The organism is Verrucomicrobiaceae bacterium (genome assembly GCA_016713035.1).
Lineage (GTDB): Bacteria > Verrucomicrobiota > Verrucomicrobiia > Verrucomicrobiales > Verrucomicrobiaceae > Prosthecobacter.
Genome location: JADJPW010000006.1, coordinates 314,028 through 335,143 on the forward strand (window position 1 = coordinate 314,028; position 21,116 = coordinate 335,143).

The 21,116-nt window shown below is 58.3% G+C and carries 15 protein-coding genes and 7 tRNA genes; 7 read left to right on the plus strand and 15 right to left on the minus strand.

The features are described from left to right. Positions 1 to 74 precede the first annotated feature (74 nt). Positions 75 to 2,615, plus strand: coding sequence for a PQQ-dependent sugar dehydrogenase (locus tag IPK32_18460; protein ID MBK8093898.1), 2,541 nt, complete (start codon positions 75 to 77; stop codon positions 2,613 to 2,615). Next, positions 2,612 to 3,310, plus strand: a complete 699-nt coding sequence (locus IPK32_18465; GenBank protein MBK8093899.1) for a hypothetical protein — start codon at positions 2,612 to 2,614, stop codon at positions 3,308 to 3,310. Before IPK32_18460 ends, IPK32_18465 begins: the two co-directional genes overlap by 4 nt. 112 nt (positions 3,311 to 3,422) lie before the next feature. On the opposite strand, the gene IPK32_18470 is transcribed toward IPK32_18465, so the two are convergent. Next, the gene (locus IPK32_18470) at positions 3,423 to 4,007 is read right to left on the minus strand and encodes an HNH endonuclease (GenBank protein MBK8093900.1); all 585 of its coding nucleotides are present in this window, start codon (positions 4,005 to 4,007) and stop codon (positions 3,423 to 3,425) included. A 120-nt stretch (positions 4,008 to 4,127) separates the two neighbouring features. Next, entirely contained in the window at positions 4,128 to 5,543 is a 1,416-nt protein-coding gene (locus tag IPK32_18475; GenBank protein ID MBK8093901.1) for an RtcB family protein, read from the minus strand. A 256-nt stretch (positions 5,544 to 5,799) separates the two neighbouring features. On the opposite strand from IPK32_18475, the gene IPK32_18480 reads away from it, so the two are divergent. The 5 genes from IPK32_18480 (at position 5,800) to IPK32_18500 (ending at position 8,109) form a co-directional block, all read left to right on the plus strand. Next, entirely contained in the window at positions 5,800 to 6,180 is a 381-nt protein-coding gene (locus IPK32_18480) for a transposase (GenBank protein MBK8093902.1), read from the plus strand. A 1-nt stretch (position 6,181) separates the two neighbouring features. Continuing rightward, on the plus strand, positions 6,182 to 6,658 hold the full coding sequence (locus IPK32_18485; protein ID MBK8093903.1) for a transposase: 477 nt from the start codon (positions 6,182 to 6,184) through the stop codon (positions 6,656 to 6,658). A 101-nt stretch (positions 6,659 to 6,759) separates the two neighbouring features. Continuing rightward, the gene (locus IPK32_18490) at positions 6,760 to 6,915 is read left to right on the plus strand and encodes a hypothetical protein (protein ID MBK8093904.1); all 156 of its coding nucleotides are present in this window, start codon (positions 6,760 to 6,762) and stop codon (positions 6,913 to 6,915) included. 168 nt (positions 6,916 to 7,083) lie between these two features. Beyond that, positions 7,084 to 7,347, plus strand: coding sequence for a helix-turn-helix domain-containing protein (locus IPK32_18495; protein ID MBK8093905.1), 264 nt, complete (start codon positions 7,084 to 7,086; stop codon positions 7,345 to 7,347). Between the two features lie 48 nt (positions 7,348 to 7,395). Continuing rightward, positions 7,396 to 8,109 carry an IS630 family transposase gene (locus tag IPK32_18500; protein ID MBK8093906.1) on the plus strand — a complete coding sequence of 238 codons (714 nt, stop codon included), beginning with the start codon at positions 7,396 to 7,398 and terminating at the stop codon, positions 8,107 to 8,109. Between the two features lie 241 nt (positions 8,110 to 8,350). Here IPK32_18500 and IPK32_18505 read toward each other — a convergent pair whose 3' ends face one another. The 13 genes from IPK32_18505 to IPK32_18565 all read right to left on the minus strand — a co-directional run bounded on the left by IPK32_18505 (position 8,351) and on the right by IPK32_18565 (position 21,111). Continuing rightward, entirely contained in the window at positions 8,351 to 8,884 is a 534-nt protein-coding gene (locus IPK32_18505; protein ID MBK8093907.1) for a GNAT family N-acetyltransferase, read from the minus strand. A 222-nt stretch (positions 8,885 to 9,106) separates the two neighbouring features. Then, a tRNA-Lys gene (locus IPK32_18510) sits at positions 9,107 to 9,181 on the minus strand. A 71-nt stretch (positions 9,182 to 9,252) separates the two neighbouring features. Continuing rightward, positions 9,253 to 9,329: transfer RNA gene (locus IPK32_18515), tRNA-Glu, on the minus strand. 196 nt (positions 9,330 to 9,525) lie between these two features. Continuing rightward, positions 9,526 to 9,598 (minus strand) — tRNA-Arg (locus IPK32_18520). A 6-nt stretch (positions 9,599 to 9,604) separates the two neighbouring features. Continuing rightward, positions 9,605 to 9,679: transfer RNA gene (locus IPK32_18525), tRNA-Leu, on the minus strand. Positions 9,680 to 10,168: 489 nt separating this feature from the next. Beyond that, a tRNA-Thr gene (locus IPK32_18530) sits at positions 10,169 to 10,245 on the minus strand. Positions 10,246 to 10,610: 365 nt separating this feature from the next. Further along, positions 10,611 to 10,684, minus strand: a tRNA-Ile gene (locus tag IPK32_18535). Between the two features lie 364 nt (positions 10,685 to 11,048). After that, positions 11,049 to 11,125: transfer RNA gene (locus IPK32_18540), tRNA-Asp, on the minus strand. A 1,215-nt stretch (positions 11,126 to 12,340) separates the two neighbouring features. Beyond that, complete coding sequence (locus IPK32_18545) at positions 12,341 to 12,772, minus strand: zinc ABC transporter substrate-binding protein (GenBank protein ID MBK8093908.1); 432 nt, start codon at positions 12,770 to 12,772, stop codon at positions 12,341 to 12,343. Next, the gene (locus IPK32_18550) at positions 12,769 to 13,233 is read right to left on the minus strand and encodes a zinc ABC transporter substrate-binding protein (protein MBK8093909.1); all 465 of its coding nucleotides are present in this window, start codon (positions 13,231 to 13,233) and stop codon (positions 12,769 to 12,771) included. The genes IPK32_18545 and IPK32_18550 overlap by 4 nt, the downstream gene beginning before the upstream one ends. 87 nt (positions 13,234 to 13,320) lie before the next feature. Next, positions 13,321 to 15,672, minus strand: a complete 2,352-nt coding sequence (locus tag IPK32_18555; GenBank protein ID MBK8093910.1) for an RNA-binding transcriptional accessory protein — start codon at positions 15,670 to 15,672, stop codon at positions 13,321 to 13,323. Between the two features lie 130 nt (positions 15,673 to 15,802). Next, on the minus strand, positions 15,803 to 16,582 hold the full coding sequence (locus IPK32_18560; GenBank protein ID MBK8093911.1) for a peptidylprolyl isomerase: 780 nt from the start codon (positions 16,580 to 16,582) through the stop codon (positions 15,803 to 15,805). Between the two features lie 65 nt (positions 16,583 to 16,647). After that, on the minus strand, positions 16,648 to 21,111 hold the full coding sequence (locus tag IPK32_18565) for a ThuA domain-containing protein (GenBank protein MBK8093912.1): 4,464 nt from the start codon (positions 21,109 to 21,111) through the stop codon (positions 16,648 to 16,650). Positions 21,112 to 21,116 lie beyond the last annotated feature (5 nt).

Genomic DNA, 21,116 nt, shown 5'->3' on the forward strand with positions numbered 1-21,116 from the left:
AAATGCCCGCTTGCCGCTTTGAGCACGATCTGGTTCAATCAGGCGCTTCAACACTCCTTTCGCCTTTTTAGCCTATGAACCAGCTTTTTCGTGCTTTGGCCGTAATCACGGTTTTGGGCTCTTTTTCGGCCCATGCGGCCTTTCCCACGCTGCACCTGAAAAACGTGTGTGATGATCAAATCCATGCTCCCACGGTCATCACCCATGCTGGGGATGGCTCTGGCCGTCTCTTCATCTGCGATCAGCCTGGGAAGATTTTCATCTTTCAAAATGGCATGCTGCTGCCCACGCCTTTTCTCGATGTGGGGCCGGAGATGACCGGTGGTTCGCCAGCCTTTAATTTTGGAACGGGTTACACCGAGCGTGGATTGCTGGGATTATGCTTCCATCCCGACTTCGAAAATAGCGCTGCCGCAGGTTACCGGCGCTTTTATGTGAACTACTCTGCGCCGAACTCGCACGCCACCCTCAATCCGGTCGATCCGAGCGGCACGACGAACAACGTGACCGTCATCGCCGAGTATCGCGTGTCTTTGACCAATCCGAACGTGGCCGATCCAGCCACCAAGCGCATCGTGCTCACTTACGGCCAGCCTCAGAGCAATCACAATGGCGGCCAGATCGAGTTCGGACCGGATGGTCTGCTCTACATCGGTGCTGGCGACGGCGGTGGCTCGATGGACAATCAACTCGGACATACTCAGGGCGTCTCATCCCAGCCTGCAGCGCCCAATCAGCGTGTGACAGGTGGTTTGGGCAATGGTCAGGACCGCCGCACGCTGCTGGGGAAAATCCTCCGCATTGATCCACTGGGTACGAATGGCCCCGGCGGTAGCTATGGCATCCCTGCGGGCAATCCCTTTGTCGGACTGACACAGGACTTCACCGATGACTCGCTCGATGGTGCCATGCGCGGAGAAATCTATGCCTACGGCATGCGCAATCCATGGAAATTCAGCTTTGACGCTAGCTTCGGCGGCTCACCACGCATGATCTGCGCGGATGTCGGCCAGGGTGATGTGGAGGAACTCGATTTCATCACCAGCGGTGGGAATTTCGGCTGGCGTATGAAAGAGGGCAGTGTCGATTTTGACACCATCACGGCCTACGGCGGCTCGCCACCATCGACGATCAGTCCTTTCGCCGAATATGCTCATCCCTCCGCCACACTCTCCGGCACCGGGCCCATGCCAAAGCTCGGCACCTCGATCACTGGTGGCTACGTGTATCGCGGCACCGAGATTCCTGACATGGAGGGGAAGTATCTCTGCGCAGACTATGCCTACAATGGCATCGGCGGCGGCAATGGCATCCTCATAGGTGTGGAGGAGACTTCTCCTGGTGTGTATAGCAGCCCCGTGCAGGTCAGCACCTATGCGGCGCTGCCCGCTGCCTCACGCATCTATACCTTCGGAGTCGATGAAGCGGGTGAGATGTATGTCGGCACCAAAGTCACCTCTGGTGTGCTGGCTCTCTCTGGTGGCAAGCCCGCAGGCACCATCTGGAAGGTGCAGGGTCTGCAAAGCGCCACGCTCGCTCTGCCCGCCAACCGTGACAATACCATCTTCCAGCAGACCACCGCACCGTGGAAGAGCAACGGCGTCGGCATCCATGCCTTCGCTGGAAAAACCGGCACCGCAGCGAATGAAGCTGTGCGCCGCACCCTCACTCGCTATGACCTTAGCTCCATCCCTGCGGGTGCCACACTCACCAGTGCCTCCGTGTCCATGACGGTGAATCTCCAGGTCGGTGAGGGATTCCCCATGAAGCTGCACAAGCTCACTGCCGACTGGGGTGAGGGCACCTCCAATGCAGGCACGAGCAAAGACGGCGCTGGGGCCAATGCGACCACCAACGATGCCACCTGGGCACATCGTTTCTATCATGCCACCACGCCGACTTCATGGACCACCGCTGGCGGTGACTATGTCGCTGCCGCCTCCTCCACCACGAACGTCGGGAACTTCCTCAACGAACCCGTCAATACCTGGAGCGGCGGCACGCTGCTGGCGGATGTACAGAGCTGGATCGCAGCTCCTGCGACGAATTTTGGCTGGATACTCATCGGTGATGAAAGCCAAGCCTACACCGCACAGCGATTCCTCAGTCGTGAAAACAGCAATGCCAGCCAGCGCCCGAAGCTACACGTCAGCTACACCAGCACTCCACCTCTCTCACCTTACGAGACATGGTATAGCACGCACTTCCCCACCGCACCTCCCGGCACCTACTTCGACCCCACCGGCGACCACGACGGCGATGGTATCAATAACCTCATCGAATACGCCTATGCCTACAATCCCACCGTGCGGAATACCACCAACGGACTGAACTTCACCATCACCGACGACACCGTCAATACCACCATCACCGCCACCTTTCGCCGTGATCCGCGTGCCACTGATCTCACCTACGAGCTCCAAGCCAGCGAGGACCTCATCACTTGGGACACCGTCGTCACCAGCGAAGGTGGCGGCACACCCATTGGGAATGCCTTTGTCAGCGAAGCCGTCATCAGTGGCGAATCTCCCATCCTTCTCGTCACCGCCTCTGGCGAGCTTGCGGGGATCGAAACACGGAATTTCATCCGACTCAAAATCACCCGCACACCGTGATTCGCGGACTTCTAGCACTCGGACTCGCTGGAATGGCCCAAGCTACCACGGTGGTCACATTGCAGCCCATCGCAGACACGCATGCCTCTGCAGCCAATGCGGTCACGAATTACGGCAGCGCAGGGGCACTGGCTGTCAGTGGCAGCGGCAATACCAAGGGTGCCTTTCAGAGTGTCCTGCGCTTTGATCTCGCCAGTGTGAAAAGCACCTTTGATGCCACCTACGGTGCGGGGAACTGGACTCTCGATAGCCTCCAGCTCCAACTCACCGCCGCCACTCCGAACAACACCATCTTCAATGCCAACGCCGCCGGTTTGATCCTCATCGAGTGGCTCGCTGACGACACCTGGCTGGAAAACAGCACCAACTGGAACTCCCTGCCTGCCGTCATCGCCGCTGGCAGCGAATCCCTGGGCTCCTTCGGCTATCTGGGAGCCAGCAGCGGCACCCAACTCGCCACCCTAACATCCAGCCTCGGCTTCAGCGCCGATCTCAGCGCTGGGAGCACCGCCAGCTTCCGCCTCGCCGCAGGTGATACGCTCGTCAGCATGGTCACGAACTCGCGGAACTTTGGCACCGTAGCCAATCGCCCCACTCTCATCCTCACCGCCAGCCCCGAGCCCTCTCGGACTTTGCTCACCCTCCTCGCCCTCAGTGCCGTGGCCCTCCATCGCCGCCGATATACAGCGCGGTGACGGTTAAAGCACATCCTCCTCCTACTCTTACTCCTCCTCTTCCTCCCGGAATCGCAGGCCTGGAGACCTTCGATCCGGGAGGAGGAGTAAGAGTAGGAGGAAGAGGAAGATTTCAGCTCGTGAGGAACATCTCCCATTCCCTCACTCGATGCGTGTTCTTGATCAGCATCGTCACCGGCACCTCACGCGGCACGCTGGGAGCACGCAGCAGCTTCAAACCGGCCTCAGTAGGCAGTTTCGCCCCTTTGCGGCTGTTCACGCGTTTGTCGGCGAGCACGCAGTTTTCCCAGGAGGTGGGTCCACCGCGAGAAAGCGGCACGACGTGATCAATGTTGCCTTCGTGCGGGCGCAGCTTGCGGCCGGTGTATTGGCACACACCGCCATCGCGCTCCCAGATGCCGCGCACGCCGAACTTCGGCCGCTTCTTCGGCACCTTGTCGAATTTCGCCAGCACGAGCACCGCAGGCACACGCACCGGCCCTTTGACGGTGCCGATGACGTTGTCGCCCTCGCGCACGGGCAGCGTGAGCCACTCCGTCCATGTCACCGGGCGGATGTGCCCGCCGGTTTCGATGTCCAGCGCTGTCGCCGCACCGCCCGCGATCATGCTGAAGGCCTCCACCGGCGTTTTCACGCCAATGGCCTGCCAGTTGCGGTTGAGCACGAGAACCGTGCTTTTGTTGAGGATGTCGTTCATAGGTTAAAAGTGGGTTTGAGGTGTTTGCGAGGTAGTTCGCGGTTCTCAGTTCCCGGTTCGCGTTTGCGTGTTCTTCGGCGACCAACCGAGAACTGCGAACCGAGAACCGGGAACACCTTTTCAGTCTTCCGCTGGCCCCTCAGGACACATTTTGACAATGCGCGGCCGAAACTCCCCCAGCACCTCCACGAGGTCCGTCTGCGCGGCCATGACGCCGTGGATGTCTTTGTACACGCCGGGCACCTCGTCGATGCCGGCGCTGAGGAGTTCGACGCCGGCGGCGGCGAGCTGCTTTTTCACGGAGCTCCAGGTGAAGCTCTGCTTCGCGGCGGAGCGGCTCATCACGCGGCCTGCGCCGTGGGAGGCGCTGTGGAGCGACTCGGGTTTCCCCTTGCCGCGCACCACGTAGCCAGGCGTCGCCATCGAGCCGGGGATGACGCCGAGCACGCCTTCACCAGCAGGTGTCGCGCCTTTGCGATGCACGATGACCTCGCGCTCCGCGCCGTTCACGACGTGCGTTTCCTTCCAGGCAAAGTTGTGATGGTTCTCGATGTCGAGCATGACATGTGCGCCGACCTTTTTCGCGATGTGCTTGTGAATGAGCGCATGATTCGCCGCGGCGTAGCGGCCCATGAGGTTCATCGCGGCCCAGTATTCCTGGCCCGCCTCTTCCTCAAAGGTCAGCCACGCGAGGTGCTTCATTTCCTTCGGCAGATCGTAGCGTCGATCCATCGCGATGCGGCTGTAGTGCTGGCAAACCTGCGCCCCCGTGCCGCGCGAGCCGCTGTGGCTCAGCAGCGCGAGGTATTCGCCTGGTGGGATGTCGAAACCGCTCTCCTTCAGCGTGGCGGACTGCTGCGCATTCACGTCCATGGCCCCGAACTCGACAAAGTGGTTCCCGGAGCCGCTCGAACCGAGCTGCGCCCAGGCCTTGTCTTTGAAGCGTCGCGTGATCGGCGAGACATCCCAGTCATCGTCCATGACCTCGTGCTGTCGCTTCACCTTGAACGCGCCGCCCATGCCAAAGCAGGTCTCGCTTTCGAGGATGTTCGCCAGCCGGTCCTTCTGACCCGCGATGGTGCCCGCCTTGCGATCATAAACCGAGAGCCGCATGCGACACGCGATGTCCACACCGACCGCGTAAGGGATCACGCAGCCTTCCGTGGCCAGCACGCCGCCAATCGGCAAGCCATACCCGATATGCGCATCCGGCATCAGCGCCCCCGCGACCGCAACCGGCAGCGCACACGCGTTCGCCATCTGCTGCACCGCTTGCGCCTCGAGGCCCGAGCCCCACTGTGCCCACGGTGCGAGCACATCGCGCTGCTTGTAAGCCGGTGCATACAGATCCCGCGCGAAGACCTCGCGCAGCGGATCGCCCAGAAACGCCTCCGGCTTCGCGATGATCGCGCCCAGCTCGTCCTCCAGCCGCGTCGAATCCCCACCCTGCGCCATGAATTTCGCGATGAAGTCCATGCCAAACTGGATCGCCGCGCCCTGCGGCACGCCGAGTTGGATGAGGTCGTTGGGTTTCATGGAGGTGAGGGGTTGGAGAGTTGGAGGAATGAAATGATGGAGTCGTGGACGACGGGAAATGGGCACGAGGTGCCCGGCAGCGGTGTTCGTTCTTGGAGTGTGAAAGAGGCGGAGAGTTTTGAGCTGAATGCGAATCACGCGATTGCGAGTTGCGCTGTATGCCGTCAGGCTGGTCGCCATGAAGCAAGACGATCTTCCTGAGAGCCTATCCGGCAAAAAGTTGTAGCCAGTAAAAGCTGAAAGTGGAAGTTGGGCGATGCCAGCCAAGCCCTATCAACCAGCCGGTTACGATTCTGATCTCAGCGATGCGGAATGGGAACTCATCAAGCCTATCATCTACCCGGCTGGCGCGAAGCGTTGTCGAGGCAGGCTGCGAGCTCCCGACTCCGCCCGAATCTGTCTGGACACCATCCGCTATGTGCTCAAAACGGGCTCTCAGTGGTCGATGATCCCCAAGAACCTCGCGCCCCGCAGCACCGCTCACGACGCCTTGAGTAAATGGACCGAGCAGGGCTTGTGGCCCAAGCTCAACGACGCCCTGCGCACCCAGACACGCCTGATGCTAAAAAAAACGCCATGCCCAGCGCCGCTGTCATCGACAGCCAAAGCGTCAAAGGCGGGCAGCTACCGGCTGTGAGCTGCGGTTACGACGCGGGCAAGAAGATCAGGGACGCAAGCGCCACGCGCTCACCGACACCAACGGCCTGCTGCTGGGCGTGGTGGTCACGCCCGCCGACGTGCAAGATCGTGACGGCGCAAAGCTGCTGTTGTGCATGTTTTGCCATGGCTTCCTGAGCCTGCTGATGATCTTTGCCGATGGTGGCTATGCCGGGAAGCTGGAGACCTTCGTGCAGAGCATGGGACAACTCTTCGGTCACGGAGCGAGTTTTGCCTTGGGGATCATCAAGAAGCTCGAAGACCAGAAGGGCTTCGTGGTGCTGCCGCGCCGCTGGGTCATCGAGCGCAGCTTTGGCTGGCTGGTGAAGCAACGCCGACTCACACGGGATCACGAGAAGAACCCGCGCCATCACGAAGCCTTTGTTTACCTCGCCTTCATCGGCATCATGGCCAGACGCCTCACCTCGTTACAACCTGTCGAACCTTTTGCCGGATAGACTCTGAGCGATGGAAAGCGAAAGTCGCCGATTGGGTTTCACGCCTTGGGCACTCAGACAATGGCCGTTTGAGTGCCATGGACTTTCCATGCTCACATTCGGTGGACATCACCTTTGAAGACGGTTCCAAAGCTTCGTTCTACTATGCGATTTTGATCGAGGCTCCTGAATTAAACGAGGTTGGCGTCTTCACGGAGCACTGCGGCTATCACATCTTCCCTCTTGGCGGCACGCATGTGGCCCGCATTGAGCAATAGATCGGGAAGGATGAGGCATCGCACCACGGGCAGACACGCTGGGATTGCGGCAGGTGATTTTTAAACCGCTAATATGACGCTGATTGGACGCTATACTCGCGTGCATCACAAACTTTCAAAACTGGATTGTGGTTTGAGATAGGGTGTTAGAGCTAGCGTTTACCATTGGTGATTGACCTCCAGCTTACAGCCCAACAGCTTCAAGACATCGGCGAAGCCCTTGAAGACAGCGACATCGAACAACGTTTTCACCACAAGCTGCTGGTGCTACGAATGCACCATGAAGGAGCAAGCCATGGCTTCATTGGGCGGTGCCTCAACATCAGCCAGCCCACCCTGCGCACCTATCTGCTAGAGTATCAGCAGGGCGGCCTTGAACGTGTGCTCGAAGATCGCAGCTACCGCCCCTCCAGCAGTCTTGAGCCCTTCTAGCAGTGTCTGAAATGCTCCTTCGCCGCCGCACCGGTGGCTAACGCCAAGATGGCTGTGCAACGCATTGAGCAACTCACCGGCATACGCCTTTCCGAGAGCCAGTGCCGCCGCACCATGAAGCGCATGGGCATGTCCTTGAAAAAGAGCGCTCCACTGCCGGGCAAGGTCGATGAGCAACTCCAGCTTGAGTTTTACACCCAGGAGATGACTCCGCGCCTTGAGCAAGCGGCCAAAGGTGAGCGCAAAGTGTTCTTCGTTGATGCCGCCCATTTTGTGCTCGGAGCCTTCCTTGGCCTCATCTGGTGCTTTGCACGCCCCTTCATCAAAACGGCCCCCGGGCGACAGCGCTACAGCGTGCTCGGAGCGGTGGACTCACACAGCAAAGAGATCATCACGCATCGGACCACGGGCAATATCAATGCGCAAAGTGTGTGTGAACTTCTTGCCACGATCCGAGAAAAGCATCCGCACATCGCCATCACTCTCATAATGGACAACGCACGCTACCAACGCTGTGAACTGGTGCGCGAGCAGTCCCAGAGACTGGATATCGAACTACTCTTCCTACCCGCCTACAGCCCCAATCTCAATCTTATCGAACGCCTGTGGAAGCTGGTCAAAAAGCGCTGCCTCACCAACCGCTACTACCCCACCTTCACCGACTTCCGCCACGCCATCGACGATTGCCTCAACACTCTAAACTCAACAACCGAGGACCTCCACTCTCTGCTCACCTTGAACTTTCAGTTCTTCTCAAAATGAAACTTCATGCTGCGTGGGAGTATAATTCAGAGTTCAGGTATCAGCGTCTCATTAGCGTCAAATTAGCGGTTAGAATGCATCCGCAACCGCCACGGACTCGGAAAAGATAACAGCGCCACGGAGATGATTGGATGTCACCGTGATGACGCTGCCTCCAGCGGCGGATTTCATCTGCCAGTGCCTGGTGTCGCAAATGGACACGGTCAGGCGTGGGTGCTGCTGCTGGAATGGAAAGGATGAATTAGTCCCGCACGAGGGCGTAGAGCGTAGCGTCGTAAAACTGGCCGTGGCGCTGGTAGGCACGTCGCAGAAGAGGGGCTTCGACGAGAAAGCCGTTTTTCTCCAGCACACGGGCTGAGGCGATGTTCAGCGCGAAGATGGGCGCGGTGATGCGCCGCACGCCGAACTCGCGGAAGGCGATTTCGACCATGGTTTTGACCACGGCGGTCATGATGCCGCGCCCCCAGTAAGGTTTTGCGAGCCAATAGCCGAGGTCAGACACATGCTCGCGAGCAGGCAAACCCGCATGCAGCTCGATTTCGCCGATCATGCGGCCCGATGCCTCCCGAATGGCCCAGATCGTTTGGCGACCGTTTCGCTGCACATCTCCTGCCGCGTGCTCGATCCACTTCCGCGCCAATTCGGGCGTGTAGGGATGCGGCAGGAGAAGCATGTGGCGGCTCACGTCGGGATCTTGCAGATGCGCTGTGAGATCGGCTTCGTCCGCCGCCGTGATGGCACTGAGATGGATTTTGGGAGTGACGCGGATGATCATGATGCGTGATGGATTTGAGAAGGGTCGCCCGTGAAGGATGTGCGCCTCCGATTTCTGGATGTAAGCCGGACGTGATGCTGTTTCACCAACAGGCGGTAAAGAGTCTGCTCTGAACTTCGGACTTCGAGATTCCTTGTTCGGCGTTCGATATTTCGCTTGGGCTTTTTGAATGTCGAATATCGAACAAGGAACTCCGAATTTCGAAGTGTTGCGAAAGTTGATTGGTGGGCCTGCAGGGACATGCACCCTGCTAAACCGGTTAAAAGCCGGTTACTTCGCTGTCTAAGTTTCAGGCCCGCGTAGAGCGGAGAACAGAGGACAGAGGTTTTGGCCCTCTGCCCTTCGCCCAGTGCTCTTCGCTTTGAAATTGGCAACCCCGGCGGGATTCGAACCCGCAGTTATCCGATAGAAAGTCGGATGTCTTGGCCAGTTAGACGACAGGGTCATGAAATGGCGGAACGTCGTGAGCCGAGTGCCCTGGCGTGGGCACGAGACAGACTGCCGCAGGCAGCCCGAAGGGTGAGCCCGCCGTGCGGCGGAGGGCGAATCAACTGTTCCTCATGCCTCGCGATGGCGGCACGATCTCGTTAGCACCGAGCCCCGGCACGCTGGTCCGGTTGACGTTCCATGATTTGAGTGGGCACTCCCGGAAGGACTTTCGCCTCCAGCCTCCGCGTTCGAAGCGCGGCGCTCTATACATTGAGCTACGGGAGCATGAAATGGTGCCCATGGCAGGACTCGCACCCGCACTGGCCCGCTTCTGAGGCGGTTGTCTCTGCGTTGGACTACATGGGCATTGAAATGGCGGCCCTGGATGGATTTGCACCATCAACTCCGCGCTTCAAAGGCGCGTGCTCTGCTGATTGAGCTACAGGGCTATCGTGATTGGTCGGTCCGGCTGAACGCCATGCGCGATAGCGCACGACCCAAAGCGAAGCCTAACTGCGTAGGCTGAGAAGCGGCCAACTTGCACCAGCATCTTCCGGGTTATGAGCCTGACGCTCTACCGCTGAGCTACGGACCAATAAAAATGGTCGGATACCCCGGTGCTGCCCCGGGCTACTCTTGCTTCCAAGGCAAGCGAGTGCTGCTGGCTCTCTCGTATCCGATGAAAAGTGGACGTGCGCCCCAGGCTCGCACTGGGTAACGCGGTTTTGCGGACCGCTGGCTCGGCTCTTTGCCTTGCGCACGATGATGAAATTGGGCTTCTCAGTCGGTTCCGCCCCGACTCTGTCTCTTCCACAAAGAGAAGTGCTGCTATTACACTATGAAAAGCGTCTGAAATGGCTCCCCCGGTGAGATTCGCGCTCACATCATCCGATTTACAAGATCGGTGCCTTTCTCAGTCGGCCACAGGGGCATGGTGAATGTGGTGCTCTCACGAGGACTTGCACCTCGAGCCTCCGCCTTCGCACGGCGGTGTGCATGACTCTTACACTTTGAGAGCTTTGAAAATGGTGCGGCATGTCGGTGCTGCCCCGACGTGATGAGTTTGGAAGACTCGCATGTTACTGTTACATCAATGCCGCTTGGGAATGTACTCATGGGCTTTAGCCCGTAGGGTGGTCTTCAGAGGGAGTCGGGTGCGAATCCTGAATTGGGAAGGGCTGCGAGCTGAAGCTCTGGACTGCTTTTTTGAAAGGGTCGCTGGAGTTGGTATCGCGCCAACCTCTGCGGATTTTCAACCCGCTGCTCATCTGTCTGAGCCATCCAGCGTTTTGGAAAATGGTCCCTCGGCGTGGTGATTCTCCACGGTCTTCCACTTATCGGGCGGGTGCTCTGCAGTTGAGCTACGGAGGGTTGAAAAGGGTGGTTCAGCCGTCTCGGCTGAGTTTGAAGATGCAGTCCAAAGCACTGTACCACACTCTTGAAATGGCTCCTCGGGTTGGGTTGCCTGCGGCTATGCCAAATGGCTTTGCTTTTTATGATGCGCTATCGCGCATGGCATTCGCACCAACGCGTCCGCTTTAACAGAGCGGCATCCTACTGTTAGATCACCGAGGATTCTGAAATGGTGGACTCGGACGGTAACGCTCCGTCGCCTGTTGTGTGCAGCGCTGAAGCGCGATAGCGCGTCGTCATGAGGTGCGGAGCAGACTTGGCCACAGCCGCCGGAGCGGCAAAACGTCCGTGCTGCCTTCTATCACTACGAGCCCTTTGAAAATGGCGGTCCGTGCGGGTTATGCTCCCGCTACCTTTCGCTCGACAGGCGAGTGCTCTGGCTGATTGAGCTAACGGACCATTTGAAAATGGATGCAGGGGTTGGAGTCGCACCAACCAAGTCGGGCATATGAAACCTGACAGAGCACTGGCTCTCCCTGCCTTTTGAAAATGAGTCATGGAGCACATGCGCTGACACGACCTACTGCGCCTAACCTGTGGCACGGTGATCCTCTGTCGTGCCGGGCATGGCGGCATGTGCTCCATGAAGAATGGCACGGCGGGTGGGTAATGCTCCCACATAGACAGGGTTTGGAGTCCTGCGCATTGCTTGTCTGCCACCGCCGTGTTTGGAAAATTTTGCGTTCTACCATCCAAGGGCACAGAGACGGCCACGCCACCACACACTCTCCCCAGAGTCAGGCCACTACTTGCCGCCCTCTGTGCCCTTGGATGGCAGATCGGCCCCATGGTGAGGGGCGATCTGCCAATAAAGAACGAACACCGCTACCACGCGCGGGATGGAGTGGAGCTCACTCGATCGCTGGCGTCGTACCCACAGGTGTTTCACGGTGGATGTTTCGGTGTTTATGGCACACCTCCCAGGAAAGCCGTTTGGTTCTGTAAAATCGGGACAATAATCCCCCTCGTTCCTCGCCTAAGCATAGGAACTTTGTGTATTCGATGGCTGTCATGGTTGACATTCGGGTGGAGGGTGCAAACCTGCGTTCAGGTTCTTGCTTGGTGTCTCGATGACGGCTCCTCCCGGAGTCAGCCTGGCGGCCTGGCCCCGGTGTCGATTGCAGTCGATGCCGGGGTTTTTTCGTGCTGTGAGGGGTGGCGGCGTCTTGGCCGCTGTTGGGTTCAAAGGGTGAGTTGCAATGGGGTTGGGGTTATTCTGCGATCTTCGAGTGGTAAAAAAGAGGAAGCCCTGCTGCCTTGGAGTGGCGAGCAGGGCTTCCTTTGGGAAAACTGGCCTTTTGAGGGCTAGGTGGGCATTAAATAGCCCTGCTCGTGATGTGGGTGGTTTATGGAAAGACTCCAATCGTTCGTCGGGTAGGCTGGCATCAGTCCTTTACCAAAGTCACACAAGTGACGACCGAGTCCGGCGACGATAATCTCTCCCTGACGCTCTTGGCGCTTGGTTGAGTTATGATGTGTCCGGTTGGTGTTCATGGCTTGTGGTGAATAGAAACGCAGTCTGTCATAGACTTATTAGGTCGTCAACAACGAAAACTAAAAAATTCTTATGGTGTCTGATTTTGATTCGTTCTTTTTGCCTAGAATGAATCACATTCAAGGGAATGCCTTTTCCAGGGCTTCCACATTGGATTTCATCACGCTAATGAAATCTCCTTTTTCAGGTACGTTGCCACAGGGGTCTATGACGACACTCTTCACGCCGATGGCTTCGAGCTTGGCGACACTCTCTTTGGCGGGCTCACCCTCCCAGAGCATCCATTTAGCGGGATGCTTGGCCAGGATGGTCTGCAAATCAGTCATCGCTTTCTCATCGGGCACCGTTTCGGGCTCCCATAGGACTGCTTGGAGGTTTAGAGCATAGCGGCGTGCAAAGTAGTGATACACGGGGTGGGAGGCTACGAGTGGCGCATTCGCGATGCGTTTGCCTACAGCCGTGAAGCGAGCATCGAGTGCTTCGAGTTCAGTCTTCAGCACGGTGAAGTTTTTCTCTGCATCAGGGTTATACTTCATGAGCGCGGATTTCACGGCATCTGCTTGTTGGATCGCTTGATGGAGATCGATCCACGTTGTGAATGCGGTGCCGCTATGACTGTGCTCGCCCCCTGGGCCGCGACTGTGTGTGCTGTCTGCTTTGATCTCGATGTATTGGGCCTGAAAGCCTGCGGATGTGTCCACGAGCGAGGATTGGGGCAGGGTGACTTTTCTGCCCACTTTGAGTAAGTGGCCCCATTCATCAGGATGACGCTAGCGTTCTGAAACTGAGCGATCTGTGCATCAGATGGTTGCCAGAATGCGGGATCTTCATCAGCAGGGGCAGGGAAGACGACATCGACGGATGCTCCACCGATGCGCTGGGCGAAGAATTGCAGCGGATAGTTGGCGACTAGGACTTGAGGCTTCGATGCGGACTTCGTTGTGTCCGTTTTGAGTGAATCACGATGGCAGGAGGCCAGGAGGAGGGCGCAGAGGAAAAGGGAGCGTTTCATGGTGTCACGCAAAGAAGCGAGAGGTAGTGCCTTTCAAAGGAGAAATGCACTGCCAATGAGTAGAAACGCGAATGTCGGACTAGCTGCTTACTTTTTGCCCTTTTGCGCTGCTGCGGTGAACCAGTCCACTCCGCCGCCACCACCACCTCCTCCGCCAAATGGATTGCCCATGCCGCCTCCAGCGGGACGAGAGGTGAATCCTGGGCGGCTTTGCCCGCCACCCTGACCACCGCCTTGACCGATGGGTTTGCCTTGGCCGACTTTTTTCTCGAAGTCGGGTTTCGCCTTCATGCTCAGAGCGATGCGTTTGCGTGGGATGTCCACCTCGGTGACGGTGACCATGACTTTTTGCGCCACTTTGACTACCTCGGCGGCGTCACGAATGAAGTGATCTGCGAGTTGGCTCACATGCACGAGGCCGTCCTGATGCACGCCGATGTCCACGAAGGCTCCAAATGCTGTGACATTCGTCACGATGCCTGGCAGCTTCATGCCGACGGTGAGGTGCTTCATCTCACTCACCCCTTCAGCGAAGTTGAAGACTTCGAACTGCTTGCGCGGATCACGGCCGGGCTTGGCGAGTTCGTTGACGATGTCTTGGAGCGTGGGTAGCCCCACATCAGCGCTAACGTATTTTTTGAGGTCGATCTTGGCCCGTAGCTCGGGTTTCTGGATCAAATCGGCGACACCGCATCCGAGATCAGCAGCCATTTTTTCTACAAGGGCATAGCGTTCTGGATGAACGGCGCTCGTATCGAGCGGATTGGGTGCGCCACGGATGCGGAGGAAGCCCGCCGCCTGCTCAAAGGCCTTTTCGCCGAGCCTTGGCACTTTGAGTATGTCTTTGCGGGATTTGAAGGCTCCGTTTTCGTTGCGGAAGGCGACGATGTTTGCCGCGTGGGCGCTGTTGAGGCCGGAAACATAGCTGAGGAGCTGCTTGGACGCAGTATTGAGCTCCACGCCGACTTTGTTCACGGTACTGATGACGACGTTGTCGAGACTGCCTTGGAGCATGGTTTGATCGACATCATGCTGATACTGGCCGACGCCGATGGATTTCGGGTCGATTTTGACCAGCTCTGCTAGTGGGTCCATGAGCCTACGTCCGATGGAGACGGCACCGCGCACCGTGACATCGTGATTGGGGAATTCCTCGCGGGCCACTTCGCTAGCGCTATAGATGGAGGCACCGCTCTCATTGACCATAATGATGGGGATGCTCTTTGGCACTCCGATTTTGTTCACAAACATCTCTGTCTCACGGCTAGCGGTGCCATTTCCGATGGCGATGGCTTCGATCTTGAAACGCTCGATCAGATTGAGGATGAGCGTCTTGGCTTGAATGAGGCTATTTCCATCACCGAGGAGGTAAATGACGTCATTGTAGAGAAGCTGGCCCTGAGCGTCGAGGACGACAGTTTTGCAGCCTGTGCGGAAACCTGGGTCGATGCCCAAAAGGCGTTTTTGACCGAGCGGAGCCGCCATGAGCAGCTCGCGTAAGTTATCGGCGAAAACCTTCACCGCTTCCGCGTCAGCTTTTTTCTTGGATTCGAGCCGTGCCTCCGTTTCCATGCTAGAGCTGAGTAGGCGCTTGAAGCTGTCTTGTGCGGCTAGTTTGACCTGTGCAGAGCAGGTATTGTTGCCCTTGACTGTGAGGCGCTCCACGAGTGCGGTGGCCTCGACTTCCGGTGGTTGGATACGCATGAGCAGGAAGCCCTCTTTTTCGCCACGGCGGATGGCGAGCATGCGGTGAGATGGGATGGACTTGAGCGGCTCTGTCCAATCGAAGTAGTCGCGGAATTTTTGTGCCTCTGGGTCTTCCTCTTTGCCGAACATGACCTTGGAAGTGACGGTGCCATTGTCGGCGAAGAGCTTGCGCAGGGCAGCACGTACCTCAGCGGTGTCGCTGATGCGCTCGGCGAGGATGTCGCGTGCTCCTGCGAGTGCCTCGGCAGCGTCTTTGACCTTCAGTTCATCTGTTTCGGCATCTAGCTTGATATATTTGGCTGCTTCGGTCTCCAGATCCACGCCTGTGGTGAGGACATTCGCGTCGATAAAGTCTGCCAGTGGTTCTAGGCCCTTCTCCTTGGCGATGGTGGCCCGTGTGCGGCGTTTCGGACGGAAGGGGGCAAAGATGTCCTCGAGAGCATTCATCGTCTCCGCTCGTTCGATTTTGGCGCGGAGCACATCGGTCATGAGCTTGCGCTCTTCCAGGGATTTGACGATGGCACCGCGTCGATCATCGAGTGCTACGAGCTGGTCCATGCGTTCTTTGATGGCCATGATTTGCACTTCATCGAGTTCGCCAGTCGCCTCTTTGCGGTAACGGGCGATGAAGGGCACCGTGGCACCATCCGCAAAGAGTTTGGCCGTGGCTCCGACCTGGATGGGCTTGAGCTTGAGTTCTCCGGCGACGCGTTCGACGTGGGCGATGTTGATGTTCAGTTCGTTGGCGGCAGACATGAATGAGACTTAGGTGTTGGGTTCCTGGTTTGGCTGCGCCGTGTTAGCGTGCGTGCCGGATGCAGCAAGCGATTGTGCAGAAGGAAAAAATTTCGTTTTTACCTGCTTATGAGCGATTTTTTCGCTGGAGTGCAGATTCTCGTATCTGAGTTTCGATCCGGGCCAAAATTTCGGCGCGGCATTCTTCAAAACTCGGCAATCGAGAAGGTCGTTTTTCGATGAGCAGGAAGATATGCCAGCCTAGCTCAGTGAGCTGAGGGGCGCTAATTTGACCTGGGCGCAAATTTCGAACAGCACCGACTAGATCGGGCGGCATCCGCTCGTGGGTGAACCAGCCCAAATCGCCAGCTAGTTGTTTGCTGCGGTCGTCTTCGGAGAATTTGGCAGCAGCACCGCTGAAGCTAATGCTGCCAGCGGTGATCTGGCGATGAATCGCGCGAATTTCGGCCTCTCGGTCAGGTTTTGTTTTCACATGCCGCGTGAGGAAGATGTGTGCCGCGTGGTAGCTCTCCGGGATACGTAGGGATTCATGATGCGACTCATACCATTGCCGTGCCTGCTCCTCGCTGGCGTGTGGCAATGTGTGTTCGATGTGTTGCTGTTCCGTGAGTGTTTTCTCGATGCGACTACGGAGCGTGCTCTCCGTCAAATGTTGAGAGCTCAGTCGCTGTTGATAATCCGTCGTGGATTGAAACTGTCGCTTTAGACCATCCAGCTCTCGCTGCACAGAAGGGGCATCTGCTCTCTGGATCGAGGATGGAGAATCATCTTCGACCGGGATTGCCTTTGGCACCGGATCAGGATTCTGATAAGCAAGCCAGACAAGATAAGCAGCGCCAGCAATGCCCAGTAAGATGATGAAGATGCTATCGAGGCAGCCTTTCATGGGATGATGCACTGGATCGCATGCGCTGTATTACCTGGTGGCATTGATCCACGATGGCAGTTTTCTCACTTCGCGTGCAGCACCCCGCGCATGATGATTCCATGGCCGGGGAAGCTACAAACGAAAGGATAGTCGCCGGGAGCAGCCAAGGTGAACTCGAGGGTTTCCTCTTTGTTCATGTCGAGGAGCTTGGTGTGATGAAGCACGTCGTCACCGGAGGGAATGAAGCCTTTTTCGAAGCCGGCGGCGCCCATGACGATGGCGGCGTTCATGACGGCGTCGGCTTTGCCGGGCTTGGTGACGAGGAGATTGTGGGGCATCACGTCGGTGTTGGCGAAGGTGAGCTTGATTTTCTTGCCGGCCTTCACGTTGAGCTCCTTCACGTCATACATAAGGCGCTCGCGGATGGTGGCGATGCGGATGGTGGTCAATTCGGGCGTGTCGCTGAGGATGCCGGATTTTTGGGCCTTCTCCTCGGCTTCTCCGGCGATGACGCCGCCTTTGGTGCTGGCTTCGACGTTGAACCAAAGTTGCTGCACGACATTCGCGGCGTTGCGGGCGTGGAGTTCGGGGCTGGTTTGCAGTTTGGCGAGCAGCGCGGTATCGCGGACGTTGTGCTGCTGGTGGAGCCAGAGGGCTTCGAGAAGGTGGTGGGCGTCTTCTTTCTTCGTGGCGTCGAACTGCTTCATCCATTCTTTCGTGGCGTCGATGACTTCGGCGGTGGGGCGCTCGCTGAGTTCGACGCGGGTGCGATGGCGCACGCTGTCGGTCGGGTGCTTGAGGTTTTCGAGCAGCGCGGGGATGGGCTGGCCGTCGATGGCGACGGGCTTTTGCAACTCGCGGTCTTTGGCGGTCATGCGGTAAATGCGGCCGTGTTTGTGGTCGCGATTTGGATCGCGCACGTTGTGCTGCATGTGGCCGATGATGACGTTGTGCCAGTCGGCGATGTAAAGGGCACCATCCTCGCCGAAGATGGCATCGCTGGGGCGGAAGTTCTTGTCGCCGCTCATGAGCAGGCCGCGGGATTTGTCCTCGGTGACGCTGCCGTCGGCTTGCGTGACTTTGACGGTGAGTTCCGCGCCCGCAGGCTCGCCCCAAACGGTGGCTTTGTCGCCATCGCGAGCGAGATCGTAGTGCTTGATGCCGAGGAAGCCGATGACGTTGCAGATGAGGAAGTCGCCCTGCATGTCTTCGGGGAAGTGGGTGCTGCTGACGACTTCGCTCGCGGTGACGGGGCGCACTTCCTTCTTGAGCAGCTCATACATTTTGAAGCCGTTGCCCTCGGGGCGGACCTGATACGCACGACCGCCGGTGCCGTCGGTGGCGTAGTGATAGCCCCAGGTGTCAAAGGCGATGCCGTGCGGATTCGGTGAGTTGTCGGCGTGCTTCGCGATGGTGAAGCGACGCGGATCGAAGCGATACATGGCGCTGCTGCCGGTTTGGAGCGATGGACCCCAAGGATGCTCGTGATTGTGCACCATGAAGACACCGCTCTGCCAGTAGATGCCGCCATCGGGGCCCATGACGAGGTTGTTTGCGCCGTGATGCGTGTCGGCGAAATCGACGCCTTGCAGCATGATGGTGCGCACGTCGGCCACGTCGTCGCCATCGGTGTCTTTGAGGAAGATGATGTCCGGGGCGCAGGTGACGATGACGCCGCCATTCCAGAACTCAAAGCCGAGCGGATTCTGCACGCGGGCGAACTCCGTGAGGCGATCTGCTTTGCCGTCTTTGTTGTCATCGTGGCAGATGACGAGAGCGTCCTTCATCTCTTTGAGAGGCTCCCACATCGGGTAGGTGTGCCACACGGCGGCCCAGAGGCGGCCTTTGGTATCGACCTGCATCTGCACGGGATTCACGAGCTGCGGGAACTGCGCTTCATCGGCAAACAGGCTCACTTCAAAGCGCGGGTCAAACGCCATGTGCTTGATCGCCTCCTGGCCGCTGATGTATTCGGTGCGGCCTTCCTTCATGGCGCTCGATGACTTGGATTTGCCACCGACATTGGAAATCACCGGCACAGGTGGCGGCACGTTGCTGTCATCCACTTTTAGATCGCCACCTTTGGATCGCGCCCACACTTTGGCATCGCGATTGCCGGTCATGACATCGAGCATCGTCAGCTCATGCTGGAGCACCACGGCGTTGGTTTGATCATCGGTAAAGGCCAGCGTCGAGCGGCCGCCCCACACGTCATTGCCATCGCGGGCACGGTAGCGGGCGTTCCAATGCACGTCCTTCTCCATCACGGCCTCACGCAGTTCTTCGAGCGAGGCGGAGGCGGTCACTTCCTTGCCGAGCAGTGCCTTCGCGATCACTTCCGCGAGCTGGCGATTGCCCTCGGCGCTGAGATGCACGCCATTGATCGTGAGCGGCTCCTTCGCGGCTTTGAAAAGATCGAGCGAGGGATGGAAGAGATCGACAAAGCCCACGCCCGCTTCCTTCGCGGCGGCCTCGGTGGCCTTTGTGTAAGCTTCGAGCTGAGGATTGTGCTCTGCGCCGTTCGGCACGTTCGGGTTCTTCGTGTCCTCATGCGCGATGGGGCTGAAGAGCACGATGCGCGGGAAGGACTGCCCGTTCGGCTTCGTGCCGCGCACATACTTCACGAAATCGACGAGCTGTTTCTTGAAATCGTCCGGCTTGTTCTCGAAGGACTCGTTGTAGCCGAAGAAGGCGAACACGACATCTGGCTTCACATGGCGCAGGTAATCCGTCATGTGCATGTGCCCGCCGCTGCGCGGGAAGGAGTTCGGGCGGTCGCCGCTGGCGCTCATGTTGCGGAAGCGCACGTTTTGCTCCGGCAGGGCGCTTTGCAGCACGGTCTCCATCCAGCCATCGTGCTGCATGCGGTCCGGCAGGCCGTTGCCGAGGATCGCCACGGTGTCGCCTTTGCTGAACGCAAACGGCAGCGTGTCTTTGTAGTCCGCAGGCACGTCAACGAGCGCAGGCTCCTTCGCCGCTGCTGGCGCGGAACGACCGCCACCACCTTTTTCCGCTGGTTTGCCGGGTTTGACTTCAAAAGTGAGGTAAGCGAGCTTGCCGCCGCTTTTGACATCCACCGTAAGCGAATCGCCCGCGGCGACATTCTTCAGCTCGAACACCGCTTTGCGCCCTTCATCGAGCAAACTCAGCGTGAAATCGCCAAGACGATCCGGGAAGCCCCGACGGCTCCACAGGCTGATCGCATCCACTTGCTGCGCGGAACCGAGATCCAGCTCCCACCAGGGATTCGGCTTGTTTTCGATGGTGTGCGTCATGCCCTTGCCGTAGTTCGGGCTCTTGTCGCCATCCATCGCGCGACTCGCGTCGCCGCCGTGACCGGTGGTCGATTGCGTGGCCTTGCCGCCCTTCGCGATGTTTTTGCCAGCGCTGAGGATTTCGATCTCGGCGATTTGCAGGCACTTTTTGTCACCGGGGATTTCGATGCGGACAAAACGAGCGGGTTTGCCGGTCGCAATGGTGGGCTTGGCCGAAACCTCGGCTTTCGCAGCCTGCTTCTCTTCCTTCTTCGGCTTCTCAGGCTTCTTCGTGTTGTTGTTCGCGGGAATCGGGCTTTCAAAGCCTGCATACATCTCGGGTTTGATGCCGCGAGCATACGCGCCGCCGCCGAAGGTGTTCGGCTTCGCCGCACCAACGAAGGCGACGTTGAGATCCGCTTTGATCGCGTCTACCAGACCCACAGCCCAGAACATGGCGTTCACCATCATGCGGCGATAGCCTTCGTTCGTGATGTCCTCTGATGTTCCGTAAAGGGAGGTGAAAACGCGGCCTACTTTGCCCGAAGCGCTTTTATAGGAGCGTGTCCATTCGCTCGGCTGCGGAGGCTGTGTCTTGGATGCAGGTGAATCCTGTGTCATGCCATCCAGGGGCTGTGCCATCGTCAAAATCTCACCATCGGTCGGCTTGCCGACGTAGCCACCTGCTTGCACCCAGATGTCCTTCACACCGCGCAGGATCGGATGCGCTGCCTTGTCCGGCACGATGGCGATGCGAGTGCTCTGCACATGATTTTTGCCGTAGTGGCCCACCCATGTCTGTCCGAGCACCTGATGGCCGAACCCGAGCTCATAATCGGTCCCTTTGTAATCATACGAGTATTTCGCGAAGGGAGTATCCTTTGGCATCTTGAAGCCATGCGTGGCCGTGCGCATACCGATCACGGGACCACCGCGATTCAGGTAGGCATCAAAGTGCTTCATCTGCTCCGCTGGGAAGTTCTGGAAGCGCAGAAACACCACCGCGAGATCGGCGGTGTCCAGCGCCTCGATCCCCGGCATGTTCGATTTATCACCCCCGACGATCTCGCCCGACTCAGGATCAATGCCAAACAGCACCGTACACTTGAAGCCCTGATGCTTCGCCAAGATGCGAGCCAACTGCGGCAACGACTCCTCCGAGCGATACTCATGGTCATCCGCCATGAAGACGATGTGCTTGCCTTTGCCAGGCCCTTCGGTGCCTTCATAGACTAGGGGCGCAGCCGTCGCGAAGGTGGCGAGCGAGAGCAGAGTGAGGAGGGTGTGTTTCATGGTTT